General features: G+C 64.6%; 12 protein-coding genes. 2 read left to right on the forward strand and 10 right to left on the reverse strand.

Annotated elements, in window-relative coordinates:
• Positions 1-7: 7 nt before the first annotated feature.
• Both ToN1_RS24380 and ToN1_RS24385 read right to left on the reverse strand, forming a co-directional pair.
• Positions 8-2,104, reverse strand: a complete 2,097-nt coding sequence (locus ToN1_RS24380; protein WP_169206742.1) for a hydantoinase/oxoprolinase family protein — start codon at positions 2,102-2,104, stop codon at positions 8-10.
• A gap of 496 nt (positions 2,105-2,600) precedes the next feature.
• Entirely contained in the window at positions 2,601-3,287 is a 687-nt protein-coding gene (locus ToN1_RS24385; protein WP_169206743.1) for an isochorismatase family protein, read from the reverse strand.
• 394 nt (positions 3,288-3,681) lie between these two features.
• Here ToN1_RS24385 and nhaC point away from each other — a divergent pair, with 394 nt between their 5' ends.
• Both nhaC and ToN1_RS24395 read left to right on the forward strand, forming a co-directional pair.
• The gene (gene nhaC / locus ToN1_RS24390; RefSeq protein WP_169206744.1) at positions 3,682-5,190 is read left to right on the forward strand and encodes a Na+/H+ antiporter NhaC; all 1,509 of its coding nucleotides are present in this window, start codon (positions 3,682-3,684) and stop codon (positions 5,188-5,190) included.
• 125 nt (positions 5,191-5,315) lie between these two features.
• Entirely contained in the window at positions 5,316-6,377 is a 1,062-nt protein-coding gene (locus ToN1_RS24395) for a GlxA family transcriptional regulator (protein WP_169206745.1), read from the forward strand.
• A 6-nt stretch (positions 6,378-6,383) separates the two neighbouring features.
• Here ToN1_RS24395 and ToN1_RS24400 read toward each other — a convergent pair whose 3' ends face one another.
• The 8 genes from ToN1_RS24400 to ToN1_RS24435 form a co-directional block, all read right to left on the reverse strand.
• On the reverse strand, positions 6,384-8,771 hold the full coding sequence (locus ToN1_RS24400; protein WP_169206746.1) for an ATP-binding protein: 2,388 nt from the start codon (positions 8,769-8,771) through the stop codon (positions 6,384-6,386).
• Positions 8,755-9,540, reverse strand: coding sequence for a substrate-binding periplasmic protein (locus ToN1_RS24405; RefSeq protein ID WP_169206747.1), 786 nt, complete (start codon positions 9,538-9,540; stop codon positions 8,755-8,757). Before ToN1_RS24405 ends, ToN1_RS24400 begins: the two co-directional genes overlap by 17 nt.
• Positions 9,537-10,262, reverse strand: coding sequence for a response regulator (locus ToN1_RS24410; RefSeq protein ID WP_169206748.1), 726 nt, complete (start codon positions 10,260-10,262; stop codon positions 9,537-9,539). The genes ToN1_RS24405 and ToN1_RS24410 overlap by 4 nt, the downstream gene beginning before the upstream one ends.
• 66 nt (positions 10,263-10,328) lie before the next feature.
• Positions 10,329-10,703 (reverse strand): Rid family detoxifying hydrolase, encoded by a 375-nt coding sequence (locus ToN1_RS24415; protein WP_169206749.1) that lies wholly within the window; start codon positions 10,701-10,703, stop codon positions 10,329-10,331.
• 133 nt (positions 10,704-10,836) lie between these two features.
• The gene (locus tag ToN1_RS24420; RefSeq protein ID WP_169206750.1) at positions 10,837-12,165 is read right to left on the reverse strand and encodes an MFS transporter; all 1,329 of its coding nucleotides are present in this window, start codon (positions 12,163-12,165) and stop codon (positions 10,837-10,839) included.
• A gap of 306 nt (positions 12,166-12,471) precedes the next feature.
• Positions 12,472-13,716, reverse strand: a complete 1,245-nt coding sequence (locus ToN1_RS24425; protein ID WP_169206751.1) for a M24 family metallopeptidase — start codon at positions 13,714-13,716, stop codon at positions 12,472-12,474.
• Positions 13,717-13,973: 257 nt separating this feature from the next.
• The gene (locus ToN1_RS24430; protein WP_169206752.1) at positions 13,974-14,804 is read right to left on the reverse strand and encodes an ABC transporter permease; all 831 of its coding nucleotides are present in this window, start codon (positions 14,802-14,804) and stop codon (positions 13,974-13,976) included.
• A 4-nt stretch (positions 14,805-14,808) separates the two neighbouring features.
• Positions 14,809-16,071, reverse strand: coding sequence for an ABC transporter permease (locus tag ToN1_RS24435; protein WP_169206753.1), 1,263 nt, complete (start codon positions 16,069-16,071; stop codon positions 14,809-14,811).
• Between the last annotated feature and the right edge of the window lie 9 nt (positions 16,072-16,080).

Raw genomic sequence — 16,080 nt, forward strand, 5'->3', positions numbered from 1 at the left:
GTTCTCCTTAGACGCGCTGCGCATTGATGTGGATGTTGCCCTTCGTCGACACCTTCGCCACGTAACCCGGCGGCACCAGCGTCGTCGAGTCGTGCTGCACGATGATCGCGGGCCCGGAGAGTTCATGCCCGGCCTTCAGTTTCTTGCGGTCATAGCGCGGCGTTGCGTAGGTCTTCCGGTCATCAAAGATCGTCGGCCGCTCGTACATGAGGGCGGCCTCGGGTCCGGTGCCGGCGGCATCCTCGAGTTCCGGCCACGCAAGGGGCCGCGTGCGGGCGATGCCGATGATGCGGATCGTCACGATCTCGACATCGACGTCGTCGAAGGACCAGCCATAGTCCCGCTTGTGCTGCGCCTGGAAGTTAGACTTGACCGCGGCAAGCTTCTCGCCGTCGACCCGGCCGTCGGGGATTTCCGCACGCAACTCGAAGCCTTGCCCGTGATAGCGGCACTCGGCGATGCGCACGAAATGCTGGTTGTCGGGTGGCACGTCGTCGTCGTCGAGACGCTCACGGCATAGGGACGTCAATTCGTCGATGACGCGATTGAGCTTGTCGATTGCGGGTTGTTCGACATTCTTCAGCAGTGTCGGAACCGAGCGAGTGAATTCGTACTGCATGTCGGTAACGAGCAGTCCGATCGCCGCGGTGATCCCGGGAGCCGGTGGCACGATCACTTCGCGTGCGGAGACCGCCTCGGCGAGCGCGACGCCGTTGAGTGGCCCCGCACCACCGAAGGGCGCAAGCGCGAACTTGCGCGGGTCGTAGCCCTTGGCGACCGAATTCGCGCGGATCGCGAGCGACATGTTGGAGTTGAGGATGCGGATGATGCCGAGCGCCGCCTCTTCGACCGTGAGCCCGAGCGGCTCTGCGACCTTCGTCCGGATCGCTTCACGCGCGAGCTCGGCATCGATCTCGATGCCACCGCCGAGGAAATGGTCGGGATCGAGACGTCCGAGCACGACCTGAGCATCAGTGACGGTCGGCTCGGTGCCGCCCTTGCCGTAGCACGCAGGGCCCGGATCCGCACCGGCCGAACGCGGCCCGACGCGGAACGCGCCGCCCTCGTCGATATAGGCGATCGACCCGCCCCCCGCCCCCATCGTCGCTAGGTCGATCATCGGCGCAAGGATGGGATACGCACCGACGTAGGTGTCGCGCGGGTTCATGATCTTGACCTTGCCGTCGGGAATCGTGCTGAAATCCGCCGACGTGCCGCCGATGTCGACGGTGATGACGTTCTTCTCCTCCGACAGCGCGCCCGCCCAGCGGCCACCCATCACGCCGCCGGCAAGCCCCGACATCAGGATCGACACCGCCTCCTTCGAGCACTTCTCGACCGTCGACACGCCGCCGTTCGACTGCATGATGCGCAGGTGCGCCTTAATGCCCGCCTCGAGGAGCTTCTGCTCGAGGTTCTTCAGGTAAAGCGAGGTTTTGGGGCCGACGTAGGCGTTCATCGCCGTCGTCGAGAAGCGCTCGTACTCGCGAATGACGTTTGCAACCTCCGAGGAGCATGAGACGTAGGCGTCGGGCAGCACCTCCTGGATGATCTCCTTGGCGCGACGTTCGTGCGCGCTATTCAGGAAGGAGTAAAGGAAACACACGATCACGGAGCGGATGCCGCGTGCTTTGAAGAGTTCGGCGGCCGCGCGCACCTCGTCTTCGGCCAGCGCCTGGGTGACCTCGCCGTGCGGCGGCATGACCCGCTCGCTGATGGCGATGCGGTTGCGGCGCTTAACCAGTGGCCGCGACTGCCACGGCACATCGAACTGCAGCGAGAAGTTCTCGGGTCGCTTGTGCCGGGCGATGTGCAGTATGTCGCGGAAACCCCGCGTCGTCAGCATCCCCACTTCGGCACCGTTGTGCTCGATCGTGATGTTGGTCGCGACCGTCGTCCCATGGACGATCAGGCGCACATCGCTGGGGTAAATTCCGCCGATGCGACAAATCTCCAGGATGCCACGCAGCACCCCTTCCGATTGATCCCATGGAGTGCTCGGTACCTTATGAACGTAGACTCGATTCGCCCCCTCGTTCTCGCCTTCGATCTCAAGGACCAGGTCGGTAAAGGTGCCTCCGACATCTACTCCGATTCTTGCCATTTTAGTCTCCTCTATTCTCGCTCTATTGCGAATCTTGTGTCGCTAGGCGGTTATGCAGTGTTGATTGGTGATGAAGTCCTCTGGTGCGTAATGTTGAATCGACGACGAATCGCTTGCCGAATCAGATACTAGGCGCTGCACTATTGCTGGTCTATTGAGAAGTTTTCAGTGAATCTTGTCGTACCAGACAACAATAAATTTTGCATTGCAACGAGCAGATTGCTTGCGTTTAGACGGCTGGGGTACGAATAACGGCTTACTTTTTTGACAGCTTTGTGGACCGCGCCAATCCGGACGAAACGACTTCCGGCAAACCTGCATGCGCAGCTTCGCGAGCCGCTTCCGCACCGCAGCAGAATTAGCCGGACGATCGAGCAGGCAACGCCGACAAGTCGTGCGGAAATTCGCAGGAAACGCCACTACCCAGACCACCGGAAGTGGTTCGATATGGAATCAGGCTGTCGAAGCCCTATCGCCCCCGCCGCCGCGTGCCCGATCAGCCCTTCATCGAGTACAGGTAGTCGACGCAGCGGTCGACCGACTCGACGTCCGCAAACTTGGCGTCGATGTCGAACAGGTTCCACTCGACCGCGCCGGGCACGCGGTCGCCGATGCACTCGCGCACGGCGATCGTGCGGAAGCCTTCGGCGAGGCCGTCGCACAGCGTCGTGCGCACGCAGGCCGACGCGGTGACGCCGGTCACGAGGATGGTGTCGACGCCCGCCGCGCGCAGGAAACCCGCGAGATAGGTGCCGTGGAAGGAACTCGCGCGCTTCTTGATTAGCACCTGCTCACCGGCGATCGGCGCGATGCGCGAGTCGATCGCCCAGATGTTCTCGTCTTCCTGATTGACGACGTCGACCGGGATCTTGTTGTGCCACAGGCCCATGTCGGTATGCGGATTCTTGCGGTCGGTGACCTGGTAGCAGGTCGTCACGTGGATCACCGGATGATTGTTCTCGCGGCAGGCTTTCAGCAGGCGTTGCACGCCGGGGATGATCTCGTCGTCGATCTTCTCGCAGGTGAAAGGGTTGCCGGGACGTGTCCAGGCATTGGCGAGGTCGACGTTGATCAGCGCCGGCTTCTTGCCGAAGCCCACGCGGCGCTGGAAGCCGCGGTTCTGGTACAGCTTGGTGGCTTCGGCGAAGGCTTGCTTGAGCATGTCGTTGAGTTGGCTTTCCATGTGTCGTCTCCAAACAGTGTGGGTTTCGGGGTTGCGACAAAGGCGTCTTTGTCTGGAGGAATACTAGCCAATACTATTGATCCGAATATTTACAATTAACATTGGATTATTGCCGTATGCGCGCATAAAGCGATAGACACGGCCTCGCATGCCCCTGCCCGGCACGGGACGGGCAGGGGGCGTCGCGGCGAGTCAGCGCGGAGCAGCACCGACCGGATTGCAGGGCGCAATGGCGCGGAATGTAAAGGCGCATATGACAAGCCATCACAAATCTGCACAAACGCTCGAAACCCCGTTTACAACTGCTTGCTAGCCTCCGGATCGGCAGCGAAAAAATCCTGCTGTCCTCGACGGTCGCGGACGATCGTCGGGTCATATATTCGGAGACAAAACAATGAGTGATCTGCGCACCGAGAGGCCCTCGCTCGGCCTCGCCCTGCTGCCCATCGTCCTCACGCTCGGCGTGCTGGGCGTGCAACTCTTCTATTACAAGGACTTCACCCCCCACGTACCGCTGGCGATCGGGCTTGCGATCACCGCGGCGATCGGATGGCTGCAGGGCCATCGCTGGCAGCAGATGGAACAAGGGGTGCTGCGCATCGTCAGCATCGGGCTCCAGTCGATCGCGATCCTGATCGTCGTCGGCATGATCATCGGTACGTGGATCGCGAGCGGCACGGTGCCCTATATCATTCACGCGGGACTCAACCTCCTGACGCCCCAGTGGTTCCTTGCCGCGGGCATGCTGCTGTGCTCCCTGGTGTCGGTGTCCCTGGGGACGTCCTGGGGCACGACCGGCACGGTGGGACTCGCGCTGATGGGCATTGGCGCGGGTTTCGACATCCCGCCCTACTGGACTGCCGGCGCCGTGGTATCGGGCGCGTTCTTCGGTGACAAGGTATCGCCGCTATCGGATACGACGAACCTCGCTCCCGCCGTAACCGGCGTGGGCCTGTTCGATCACATCCGCAACATGATGCCCACGACGATCCCGTCGATGCTGATCGCGTTCGCAATCTACCTCGTTGCGGGCTTCAGCCTGATCGGCGGCCAGGCGGTCGACTTCAGCAAAGTCGAGATGATCACGACCGGCATCGAGAAGCACTTCACGCTGTCGTGGACGGTCCTGCTGCCTGCCGCCCTCGTGCTGTTCCTCGCGCTGCGCAAGATGCCCGCGATCCCGTCCTTGTTCGCCGGCGCCATCGCCGGAGCGCTGGTCGCCATGGTGGTACAGGGAGCGAGCGTGCACGATGTGTTCGCCTACATGCAGGACGGCTACAAGCTCGAGTCTGGGGTGAAGGAGATCGACAGCCTGCTCAACCGCGGCGGCATCCAGTCGATGACCTGGGTCATCACGTTGGTCATGATCGCGCTGGGTTTCGGCGGCGCACTCGAGCACACGCGCTGCCTCGAAGTGATCGTCGACGCGATGCTCAAGCGTACGCGCCGCTTCGGTTCGATGCAGGCCGCGGCAACGGGCACCGCGATCGCGACGAACCTGGTTGCGGGCGACCCCTACCTCTCGATCGCCCTGCCCGGCCGCATGTACGCCCCCGCGTATCGCGGCAAGGGTTATTCGACGCTGAACCTTTCGCGCGCCCTTGAGGAGGGTGGCACCCTCGTGTCCCCGCTGGTGCCGTGGAACGCGGGCGGCGCCATCGTCATCACCGCACTCGGACTCGGCGTGGCCGAAGGCAATTTCCAGAACCTGCTGTATATTCCTCTGTCGTTCGCATGCTGGCTGTCGCCGGTGATCGGCATCTTCTACGGCTACATGGGCTGGTTCTCGCCACGCGCCAGCGCCGCGGAAAAAGCGCGGTGGCACGCTGACGGCGAAGCGATCCAGACCTTCGAGCACGATGAACCGATAGGTGGCCTGAAGCCGAGTCCGGCGGCGGCCTGACGGCTATCCGGCAAGGCGGCGCCGCGATGCGCCGCAAGCCTCGGGCACGGCCCCTCTTCGAGGGGGGCGTGCCTTTATAATTTGATCTTTCCTGCAGACACGAGCGTCGACACGACGGGACCGGCATGGCTGACAATCCGCTCCAGCACCAGCGCAAGTTCGACAGTCGCCTGCGCCACAGCAATCAGGCCCACCTGCCGGGACAACCCGCCGAAGGCGTCCCCACGACGATCCACAGGCGCATCGGTTTCCTGCTGCTCGAACATTTTTCCATGATGGCGTTTACCGGTGCCGTCGACGCGATCGTCACCGCCAACCTGGTCAGCGGCAAGCCGCTTTACAGCTTCGAGACATACAGCCTCGAAGGATCGACGATTCGCAGCGACCTCGCGATCAATATCTCGGTCGATGGCGACTTGCGATCCATCCCCGTGAAGACGCTCGACGTCCTCATCGTATGCGGCGGTTACCGCTCGAAGCTGGAGCCCGCGCGTCCGACCGTCGAGAAACTCCGCGAGGCTGCACGGCATCGCGTCATGCTGGGCGGCCTGTGGAACGGCAGCTACCTCCTTGCCCACGCGGGACTCCTCGACGGCTACGCCTGCACGGTGCACCCCGACAGCCGCGCCGGGCTGGAGGAGGTGTGTCCGCAGGTCAAACTCCTGGCGCATCCTTTCGTCATCGATCGCGACCGGATCTCATCTGCCGGCGCCAACAGCGCCCTGAGCATGATGCTGGCCGTGATCCGCAACCATCACGGCGAGGAGGTGGTGCGCGGCGTGGAGGAGATCCTCTCCTGCGACCGCACCCTCGATGACCTGCCCGACCTTCCGATGACGGCGCTGGCGGACGATCCCACACTGCCCGCGGCACTCCGCACGGTCCTGCAGCTGATGAAGAACAACATCGAGGAACCTCTCAGCATCGACGACCTGGCGCAGCACGCCCAGGTGTCGCGCCGCCAGATCGACCGGATGTTCCAGCGCTACATGAATGCCACGCCGGCACGCTACTACCTCGAGACCCGCATCACGCGCGCCCGGCGCCTCCTGCAGCAGACGAACGAGCCGATCACCAGCATCGCGATCGCCTGCGGCTTCAGCGGCGCGCCGCACTTCAGCCGTTGCTATCGGGAATTCTTCGGCGTCTCCCCGTCCCAGGTCGGCGCGCGGCGGCGTCGCCCCTGAGGGGGTCTATGCTGCGCGGGTCAGCATCTCGTCCCGGCCGGACGCAGCCGGGGCGGGCTCGTCGGGCTGCAGGCAAGGGCCCGCCTCCTCCAGCTCGCGCGCCAGGATGACCCCGAGCCCGTCCTGCGTGCCACGGCAGCCGACGACGTCGTCCGCCCCTGCCTTCGCCTCCAGCGTGCGCAAGCGCTCGCTGCTGTCGATCAGGCCCAGCATCTCGCATGCGCCGGCGAGTTTGTGCGCCAGTTCCTGCACTTCGAACAGATCCCCCTGCTCGAGCGCCTCGGTGATTTGCGGCAAGGTGGCGTCAGCCTGCTCGCGCAGCAGCGCCACCAGGCTCAGGACACGGGCGCAGCCGAACAACCGCGCGTGAGCCACCAGCAGGCGCCTGTCCACCGTGACATTGCGCTCAGCCTCGTTCGCACCCATCTGGGCCGGGCTGTGTCGCTCCTTCGGCCCGAGCACTTCGGCAAGCGTCCGCAGCAGGTGCTCGATCCGTACGGGCTTGGCCACGACGGCGTCCATGCCGTGACCGAGACAGTGCCGGATGTCCTCGGGGCTGACGCTGGCGGTCAGCGCAATGATGGGCGTGGTCCCGTTCAGATTTCCGGGGTCGCTGCGGATCTCCCGGCTCACTTCGCTGCCGCTCATGATCGGCAGGTGCATGTCCATGAGGATCGCGTCGAACCCCTGCTGCCTGCAGATGTCGAGCGCCTGCCGGCCGTCCACGGCCGTGCACACGAGGTGTCCGGCGTGTTCGAGCAGGCCGCACAGGACCAGACGATTCACCTCGACATCCTCCACGAGGAGCAGGCTCAGGCTCGGCAGGTCCGCCGGCGCCACCGACGGGGTCACGGATGCCTCCGGCGGCAAGGCCCGTACCGGCACTTCAACCCGGAAGCGGCTCCCCTCCCCCGGCACGCTAGCGACGCCGATCGTTCCGCCCATGCTCTCGACGAGCTTCCTGCATATCGCCAAGCCGAGGCCGGAGCCGCCGAAACGCCGCGTAATCGTGTCGTCGGCCTGGGTGAAGCGTTCGAAGATGCGCGCCTGCTGTGTTTCCTCGATGCCGATGCCGGTGTCGCAAACCTCGAAGCGCAGGCGGCTCGCGGCGCCCGCCTTGTCATCGGCGTCGACGCGCAGCCTGACCTCGCCCTCGAGGGTGAACTTGATCGCATTCGACAGCAGGTTGCCGAGGATCTGCCGCAGGCTCCCCGCGCCGCCGATATAGCGCCCCGCCAGCCCCGGCGCGATGTCGGCCGCAAGCGTCAGCCCCTTTGCACCGGCCGAGCCGGCCACGAGCAGGAGCTGATTGTCGACCAGCTCCTGAAGGTCGAAAGCCTCCTCCTCCGGCATCTCCCCACCCTCCTCGATGCGGGCGTAATCGAGGACGTGGTTGAGCGTTGCGAGCAGCAATTCGCCCGACCGCTGCAGGACATCGAGCTGGTTGCGGGAGGTTTCCGGCATCTCGCTGTGGCGCAGGAGCTGCAGCATCCCGAGCATGCCGTTCATCGGCGTGCGGATCTCGTGGCTCATCGTGGCGAGGAAGGCCGATTTCGCTCGGTTCGCCGCCTCGGCCGCATCCTTGGCCGCCTGCAGGCTGCGTGTGCGCTTTTCGACCATTTCCTTGAACTGGTCGCGGCTGTACAGCAGCCGATCGTGAGCAAGCTGGCGCCGGCTGATGTCCTGGCGGATCGCCAGCTGCATGTCGTTGAGGGCCGCGACCACGGCGTCGAGCTCGTCGGGCACCGCCGAAGGCGGACGCGCCAGCTTCAGCGGCGCATCGAGGCGCCCTTCGCCGAGCAGCCGGGCGAAGCGCGCCATGCTCTCGAGGTGGCGCGTGACGAACCACTGGAACACCACGACCAGCGCCGCCGCGATCAGCAGGACCGTGAGCGTCTGGCTCAACAGGATGATGAGCCCGCTCCAGCCGAGCCGTGCGAACACCGCCCCGCGATCGGTCTGCACGACCAGCCGCCCCAGGCTCCGGTCGCCTTCGGGCGCCGGATAGACGAGCTCGAAGCCGTGCTCGATCGGCGCGATCACGCGGCGGCGGGCGGGAATCTCGAAGGGAGTCAGGAAGCCGGCGCCCTCCAGCCGCAGGCCGCCGATGTCGGGAAAATCGGAAATCCCCTGCAATTGCAGGCGCAACTGCTCCTCGTCGAGGTCCCACACGCTGCGTGCGAGACTCGCGAGATAACCGCCGCGGATGAGCTCGATGCGCTCCTCGATCGAGCGCATCTCGCGCCGGTACTCGATCGCGACCTGCAGGGCGGTCGACAGCAGCGCGAAGCCCAGGCTGCAGGCCAGCACGTAGATCGTCACGCGATGCGCGAGGGGATGCTCGCGGCGGTAGCCGGGAAGGCGCCGCAGCCAGCGTTCAGCGGCGCGCAGCATCCGGCTCCGTTCCTTCGAGTTCCGCCAGGTAGGCATCCGCGTGCGCGCGCTCGAGGCGCTGCAGGCTGCCGTCCGCATGCATTTCGGCGAGCCGCCGGTCGATGTGCGGGAGCAGGCTTTCCAGCGGCGAGCCCCGGCGCACGGCGACGTAGTAGTGCTCGGTGACCAGCGGCTTAGGCAGGCGCATGATCTCGTCACCGTAGCCCAGACGCTGCCCCTGCAGACGCCAGGTGCGGAGCCCGACGGGCATGAAGTCGATACGCCCGAGCGCGAGCTTGCGCACGTTCTGTTCGCTGCGCGACACCCGCTCGACCTTCAGACGCGCCTCGGCGAAACGGTCGAAACGCTCGCCGAAGCTGTCGCCGAGCAGCAGTCCGACGGTCTTGCCCTCCAGGTCGCTCCAGCGCGAGAACGCGAATTGCCGGTCGCGCCGGACGAAGAGGACGATGGGGTCGGCGACGAGGTACTGTATCGAGAACGCAAGCCTCCGCTCCCGCTCCGATGTACGGTAGGCCGCGACGACGACGTCGACGCGCCCCTCCTGCGCTTCCAGCAGGCAGCGCTTCCAGTTGCCCAGCGGCTCAGTGCGCAGCTCGTGCCCCATCTCGCGGAAGATCCCGCGTACGACCTCGGGCGCGAGTCCGCGCAACTGGCCCTGCGTGACCCACGACACCGGCGGATAGGCGGGATGGCCGCAGGCGCTGAACGTTGCCCCCTGCGCACCGGCGGCGAGCCCGCACAGGGCCAGCGCCACGCTCGCGCGCCTCATGGGCGTTCGCGTGGAACCGGAGTGAAGCGGTATCCGGCCCCGTGCACGGTCAGGATGACTTTCGGGCTCGCGGGTTCGTCCTTCAGCTTGCGGCGCAGGCGGCCGACCAGCACATCCACGGTGCGGTCGCTCGGCACCCATTCACGGTTGCGGATCTGGTCGAGCAGCTGGTCGCGGCTCATCGTCTGACCAGGATGACGGAGGAAGGCTTTCAGGAGCTGGAACTCGCCCTCGGTGAGCTCGGCCTCGACGCCCGATGCGTCGACTAGCTGGCGGCGGTCCGGGTGCAGCGTCCAGTCGCCGAACGCCACCTCCTTCCCGCGTGCGGAGCCGGCGGTCATCGACCCGGAGCGTTTCACGCGCCGGATGAGATTCTTCGCCCGCGCAAGGATCTCCCGCGGGTTGAACGGCTTGGTCACGTACTCGTCCGCCCCGCACTCGAGGCCGACGATGCGTTCGATCTCGTCCTGCTTGCCCGACACGAGGATGATGCCGACTTCGCTATTCACGCGGAGCTCGCGCGTCAGGGTCAGCCCGTCCTTGCCCGGGAGCCGGATGTCGAGCAACACGAGGTCGATGTTCTCCCTCGCGATGACAGCCTCCGCCTCCTCTGCAGTCGCCGCGCACAGGACACCAAAGTCCTCGGCCGCGAAGTAATCCGCCAGGCAGTTTCTGGTCACGGGGTCGTCATCGACCACCAGCACAATTGCTTCACCGGCCACGCCTTCGTGCTCCTACCTTCGCGATGTCCTGCGTGCGTTCATGACCACATCCACCGGACGGCAGCGTCAACCAAGGACCGCAATTGCCTCGATCTCGACGCGCACGTCACGCGGCAGCTTCGCCACCTGGACCGTCGAACGCGCCGGACGATGCTCGCCGAACGCCTCGGCATAGACCGCGTTCATGTCGGCAAAATCGCCCAGATCCTTCAGGAACACGGTCGTCTTGACGATGTTCGGGAGATCTGCGCCGGCCTGCGCAAGCACCGCCTTGAGGTTCGCAAACACCTGACGGGTCTGCGTGCCGATGTCCTCGCCGGCAATCGATCCGTCGGCCGCGAGCGGGATCTGGCCCGAAACGAACAGGAGGTTGCCTGCCTGAACCGCGGGGGAATAAGGTCCGGCCGGGGATGCAGCCGAGGATGCGGTGATGAACTTCATGAAGTGCCTTCTCCGTGGGATGTGTACGTCGCCGGCCGTGGAACCGGCGACGTGGTCTTGAGCTTAGGCAGCTTTCTGGCGCATCGCTTATCGCGATCCGCCAGGGACTTGCCTGCTTGCGTCGCTTCTCGATTCAGGCACGCGCTTTCGTGAAATCCTCACCCGAGTGTGCCTTCGACGCGAGGATCGCGACCAGCGACACCGCCGCCGCTACGACCAGGTACCACGCCGGCGCGAAGGCATTGCCCGTGTTCTTGATCAGCCAGGTGCAAACGAAAGGCGCCGTGCCACCGAAGAGCGTGTTCGCGAGGTTGAAGCTCAACGCAAAACCGCTGTAGCGCACCGTGGTCGGGAAGGTCTCGGCGAGGAAGCACGCGAGCGTGCCGTCGTTCATCGCAAGCAGCAGTCCGAACATGATCTGAATCATCAGCATGGTCTCGAAACTCGCCCCGGGCAGCGCCTGGAACAGCGCGACGCTCATCGCCATGAAGCTCACCGATGCGAAGATCAGCATGGTCTTGCGGCCGAACATGTCGGAGAGCTTGCCCATCAGGAAGATAAAACCGATGTAGGCGATCAGCGAGATCGTCGCAGCCCGGAACGATGCCGCTTCGGTCAGGCCCTGTTCGGTGCTGAGATAGGTCGGCATGTAGGACAGCAGCACATAGAAGCCCACGGCGTTCAGGCTGGCGACGCCGAGCGCGACGATTACCTGCCGGCGATAGCGGGTGAGCAGCAGCCCGAGCGGCGCGGCCTCCTTGTGCGCATGCTTGGACTCCATCGCGCGGAACGCCGGCGTGTCCTCGAGGTTCGTCCGGATCCAGCGACCGATCAGGCCGAAGGGCGCGGCGAGCAGGAAGGGCAGGCGCCAGCCCCACGAGTGCATCTCTTCGGTCGTCAGAACTGTGTGCATCCATGCGACGAGCAGCGAACCGAAAAGCAGGCCGACAGCGGTGCTGGCCGGCACCAGGCTGGTGTACAAGCCGCGTTTCTTTGGCGGCGCGTATTCCGCGATGAATGCCGAGGCGCCGGCATACTCGCCCGAGGCCGAAAAACCCTGTACCAAGCGAACCAGCAGCAGGAGCACCGGGGCCCAGATTCCGACCATCTCGTAACTGGGCAGGAAGGCGATCAGGAAGGTCGATCCCGACATGATCAGGATCGACAGCGAAAGCGCGTCGCGACGTCCGATGCGATCGCCGATGTGACCCCAGATAACCCCCCCGATCGGGCGTACGAAGAAGGAAATCGCAAACACCGCGAACGTCGACATCAACGCCGTCGCGCGATCCTCGCTAGGGAAGAACACGGCCGCGATGATGGTGGCGAGATAGCCATAGGCCGCGTAGTCGAACCATTCGACGAAATTGCCGATGAAGCTGCCGGCAGCGGCGCGGCGCAAGAGGCGCTGATCGCTATTCACGGCAGCGTCGCCCCTCAGTACGGCTTGTTGTGTATGCATGTTGTCTCCACGAAACCAGGTGTGTATCCGTCCGGCGCGCACGGCAGACCACGGCAGGCCCGTGCGGTACGGGCGCGCGGAACGGCAAATCCGGATAGGCAGGCAGCGGCGACCCCGCCACGGGGGCGCAGCGCCGAAAGCCGGTTGTCAGCGGCCCTTTCAGGGCCGGTGCGGTGCGGGCGCTAGGAAAAGGCCCGGCGGCTTTTTTTCATGAATGTGTCTCCGGCGTGATCGCCGCCCTCTTGCGGGGCAGTCATAGTTTTGCATGCCTGCCGCGGGGGACGCGGCAGGCCGGTTTCCGTCGGTTTAGCGGCGGATGATGTTGTGTTCCGGCCCGTAAGGGAAGCCGGTGATGTTCTCGGCGCCGTTCTCGGTCACGACGAGGATGTCGTGCTCGCGATAGCCGCCCGCGCCCGGCATGCCTTCCGGCAGCATGATCATCGGCTCGATCGACACGACCATACCCGGCTCCAGCACGGTCTCGATGTCCTCGCGGAATTCGAGGCCCGCCTCGCGACCATAATAATGCGACAGCACACCGAAGGAGTGGCCGTAGCCGAACGTGCGGTATTGCAGCAGGCCGTGCTCGGCGAAGATCTCATTCAACTGCGCGGCGACGTCGCAGCAGCGCACGCCCGGCTTCACGAGCTTGAGGCCGGCCTCGTGCACCTTGACGTTCACCTCCCACAGCTTGAGCGAGGCGTCGTCACAATGGTCGAAGAACATCGTGCGCTCGAGCGCCGTGTAGTAGCCCGAGATCATCGAGAAGCAGTTCAGCGACAGGATGTCGCCCTTCTGCACCTTGCGCGTCGTGACCGGGTTATGCGCGCCGTCGGTGTTGATGCCGGACTGGAACCAGGTCCAGGTGTCCATCAGTTCCGAATCGGGGAAGCGCTTCGCGATCTCGCGGATCATCGCCTGCGTCGAGGCGAGCGCCACCTCGTGCTCGGGCACGCCCTCATGCACCGCCGCCGCGAGCGCCGCGCCGCCGACGTCGCACACCTGTGCTCCGTGCTTGATCAGCGCGATTTCCTCGGCCGACTTGATCATGCGCATGCGCATCGTCGGCACGCCGATGTCGGTCAACGTGGCATTGGGCAGTGCGGCCTTGAGCTTTTCCAGACGCTCGACGGGGATGTGGTCGTATTCGACACCGACACGGCCCTTGTCGCCGATTTCCTGCTGGATCGCGCGGAAGTAGTTGTCGCGGCGCCAGTCGGTGTAGACGATGTTGTAGTCGCCCACGGTGCGGCGCCACGGCTGGCCGCCGTCGATGTTGGCGCTGATCGATACGACCTTGTCCTGCGTCACGACCAGGCCGTAGGGGCGGCCGAACGAGCAGTACAGGAAGTCGCTGTAGTAGTTGATGTTGTGCATCGACGTGAACAGCACGGCGTCGATATTGTTGTCGGCCATGTACTTGCGCAGCTTGGCCTGGCGGCTGTGATACTCCTGCACGGAGAAGGTGTGCTTCACCTTTTCGCCGTTCTCGATGCGCAGCAGGTCTTTCATCTCGTTGATGGACTGGATGCCGCTGACGAGATTCGTCATGTCTTCGCTCCTTGATGTGTATGGATCTAGGTATTCGCGGTTGCCCCGCAGCGATGCGGCGACAACGTGGAAGTCATGGTAGATAGCCCGGACTCCCCCTAATTTCCGCGCTCCGACGAGCATTTGCGCGAAAACGACTTTCATTGATTTCGCATTTTTCAGGAGAAAAAAAAGCCCTCCGGACGGGGTTGCACCGGAGGGCTGCACGGTCGCAAACAACCGCGGGAGAGAAACGGAAAGGCTGGTTCAGGCGCAGTTCAGTCGGCAAGCCCCCGCATGCGGGCATTGCGTCGACGCAGGAATTCGAGCGTCAGCAACATGGCGACCGAGATCACGATCAGCACCGTTGCGACCGCGAGGATCGTCGGACTGAGCTGTTCGCGTACGCCCGACCACATCTGCCGCGGCACGGTGCGCTGCTCGACCCCGCCCAGGAAAAGCACCGTGACGACTTCGTCGAACGAAGTCGCGAACGCGAACAACGCCCCCGAGAGGATGCCCGGCCACACGAGCGGAATCGTGACCGTGCGGAAGGCATACAGCGGCGAGGCACCAAGGTTGCGTGCGGCGCGCGTCAGCGAGTGGTCGAAGCCGACCATCGTCGCGGTCACCGTAATCACGACAAAGGGCGTTCCGAGCGCTGCGTGCGACAGGATGATCGCCGTGAGGCTGTTGGCGATGCCGAGGTTCGAATAGAAGAAATACGAACCAACCGCCGTGATGATGATCGGCACGATCATCGGCGACACGAGGACCGCTGTGATCAGCCCCTTGCCTGGCAGGTCCTTGCGCATCAGCCCGATCGCCGCAAGCGTGCCCAGCGAAGTCGATATCACGGTCGAGGCGACGGCGACGACGATGCTGTTGCGGATCGCCTGCAGCCATATCGTGTCCTGCCAGATCGCCTCGAACCAGCGCAGGCTGAAACCTGGAATCGGATAGGTGAAGTAAGGCTGCGAGTTGAACGCGAGCGGCACGATGACGAGGATCGGCGCCATCAGGAACAGCAGCACGAGACCGCAGAAACTGCGATAGCCGTAGAACCAGGCCCGTCCGCCGAGCCCGACATAGGGAGGAAATTGGGTCATCGCTTCACCCCAGCTTGACGTTGGTGACACCGACGAGTCGGTCATAAACGGCATACAGCGCGAGCACCCCCGCCAGCAGCACGCCGCCGAGCGCGGACGCGAGGCCCCAGTTGAGCGAGCGCCCGATGTGGTCGGCGATGAAGTAGCTGATCATCTGGTCCGCAGGGCCGCCAACCAGCGCCGGCGTGATGTAGTAACCCAACGCGAGGATGAACACGAGCAGCGCCCCGGCGCTCACCCCGGGCATCGTCTGCGGCACATAGACCTTGAAGAAGGCGGTGACCGGCCCGGCGCCGAGCGAGCGTGCCGCGCGCACGAGGCTGGGCGGCACTTGCTTCATGACGCTGTAGATCGGTAGGATCATGAAAGGCAGCAGGATATGGGTCATCGCAGTGACGACGCCGAAGCGGTTGAAGATCAGTTGCACCCGCTCGTCGATCAGACCCAGCGCCATGAGCAGGTCGTTGAAGAGCCCTTCGCGCTGCAGGATCACGATCCACGACGTCGTGCGCACGAGAAGCGAGGTCCAGAACGGCAGCAGCACACAGATCATCAGCAGGTTGCCCGTCTTCGGGGGGAGAGTCGCCAGCAGGTAGGCGACCGGGTAGCCGGCGAGCAACGTGAAGAAAGTCACCAGCGCGCCGACCCACAGCGTGCGCGACATCGCATCGACGTACAGGCGCTGGTCCTCGGGCTGGCGAACGATCTGGTCGTCGGCATCTCGGCGCAGATCGAGCGCCGCAAGATAATAGCCGGCAGTGAAGGGATCTCCGGCCTGGCGGAACACGGCCCAGGTCTCCCGCTTGCCCCACGCCGCGTCCACCGCGAGCAGGCGTTCCTTCCACGGTCCAGTGTCGCCGTCCTTGATGCGGCGGGCTGTGCCCATCAGCAGGCTGCGCATCCCGCCGCTGTCGTAATTGAGGCGCGTGGCAACCTTGCTCAGTTCGCCCGCCTTGCGGCTCACCTTCAACTCTTCGGCAAACGCTTCATATACACCCTCCGGCGGCGTGGGCTCGGCGGTCCGCCCCCACGCGGCGAGCGCTGTGAGCGTACGCGGAAACTGGCTCGCAACGACGGGGTTCTGCACGCTGTTGATCAGCATCAGCGTGATCGGCACGACGAAAGCGAGGAGGATGAAGGCGAGCAGCGGCGCGACGGCGGCGTAGGCGCGCACGCGCCCCATCCGCTCGGCGCGGCGCAGCCGGGATTTGAGCGATCGGCGCTCGGCAGCACTGAGCGGTTCGGCATCGAGAATGGTGGCAGTCATGGCTCGGAC

It is taken from the genome of Aromatoleum petrolei, from assembly GCF_017894385.1.
Lineage (GTDB): Bacteria > Pseudomonadota > Gammaproteobacteria > Burkholderiales > Rhodocyclaceae > Aromatoleum > Aromatoleum petrolei.

What these genes read in the sequence shown, in the direction of transcription:
- ToN1_RS24380 (WP_169206742.1), bottom strand. Translation starts at nt 2,104, where the DNA reads ATGGCAAGAATCGGAGTAGATGTCGGAGGCACCTTTACCGACCTGGTC.
- ToN1_RS24385 (WP_169206743.1), bottom strand. Translation starts at nt 3,287, where the DNA reads ATGGAAAGCCAACTCAACGACATGCTCAAGCAAGCCTTCGCCGAAGCC.
- nhaC (WP_169206744.1), top strand. Translation starts at nt 3,682, where the DNA reads ATGAGTGATCTGCGCACCGAGAGGCCCTCGCTCGGCCTCGCCCTGCTG.
- ToN1_RS24395 (WP_169206745.1), top strand. Translation starts at nt 5,316, where the DNA reads ATGGCTGACAATCCGCTCCAGCACCAGCGCAAGTTCGACAGTCGCCTG.
- ToN1_RS24400 (WP_169206746.1), bottom strand. Translation starts at nt 8,771, where the DNA reads ATGCTGCGCGCCGCTGAACGCTGGCTGCGGCGCCTTCCCGGCTACCGC.
- ToN1_RS24405 (WP_169206747.1), bottom strand. Translation starts at nt 9,540, where the DNA reads ATGAGGCGCGCGAGCGTGGCGCTGGCCCTGTGCGGGCTCGCCGCCGGT.
- ToN1_RS24415 (WP_169206749.1), bottom strand. Translation starts at nt 10,703, where the DNA reads ATGAAGTTCATCACCGCATCCTCGGCTGCATCCCCGGCCGGACCTTAT.
- ToN1_RS24420 (WP_169206750.1), bottom strand. Translation starts at nt 12,165, where the DNA reads ATGCATACACAACAAGCCGTACTGAGGGGCGACGCTGCCGTGAATAGC.
- ToN1_RS24425 (WP_169206751.1), bottom strand. Translation starts at nt 13,716, where the DNA reads ATGACGAATCTCGTCAGCGGCATCCAGTCCATCAACGAGATGAAAGAC.
- ToN1_RS24430 (WP_169206752.1), bottom strand. Translation starts at nt 14,804, where the DNA reads ATGACCCAATTTCCTCCCTATGTCGGGCTCGGCGGACGGGCCTGGTTC.
- ToN1_RS24435 (WP_169206753.1), bottom strand. Translation starts at nt 16,071, where the DNA reads ATGACTGCCACCATTCTCGATGCCGAACCGCTCAGTGCTGCCGAGCGC.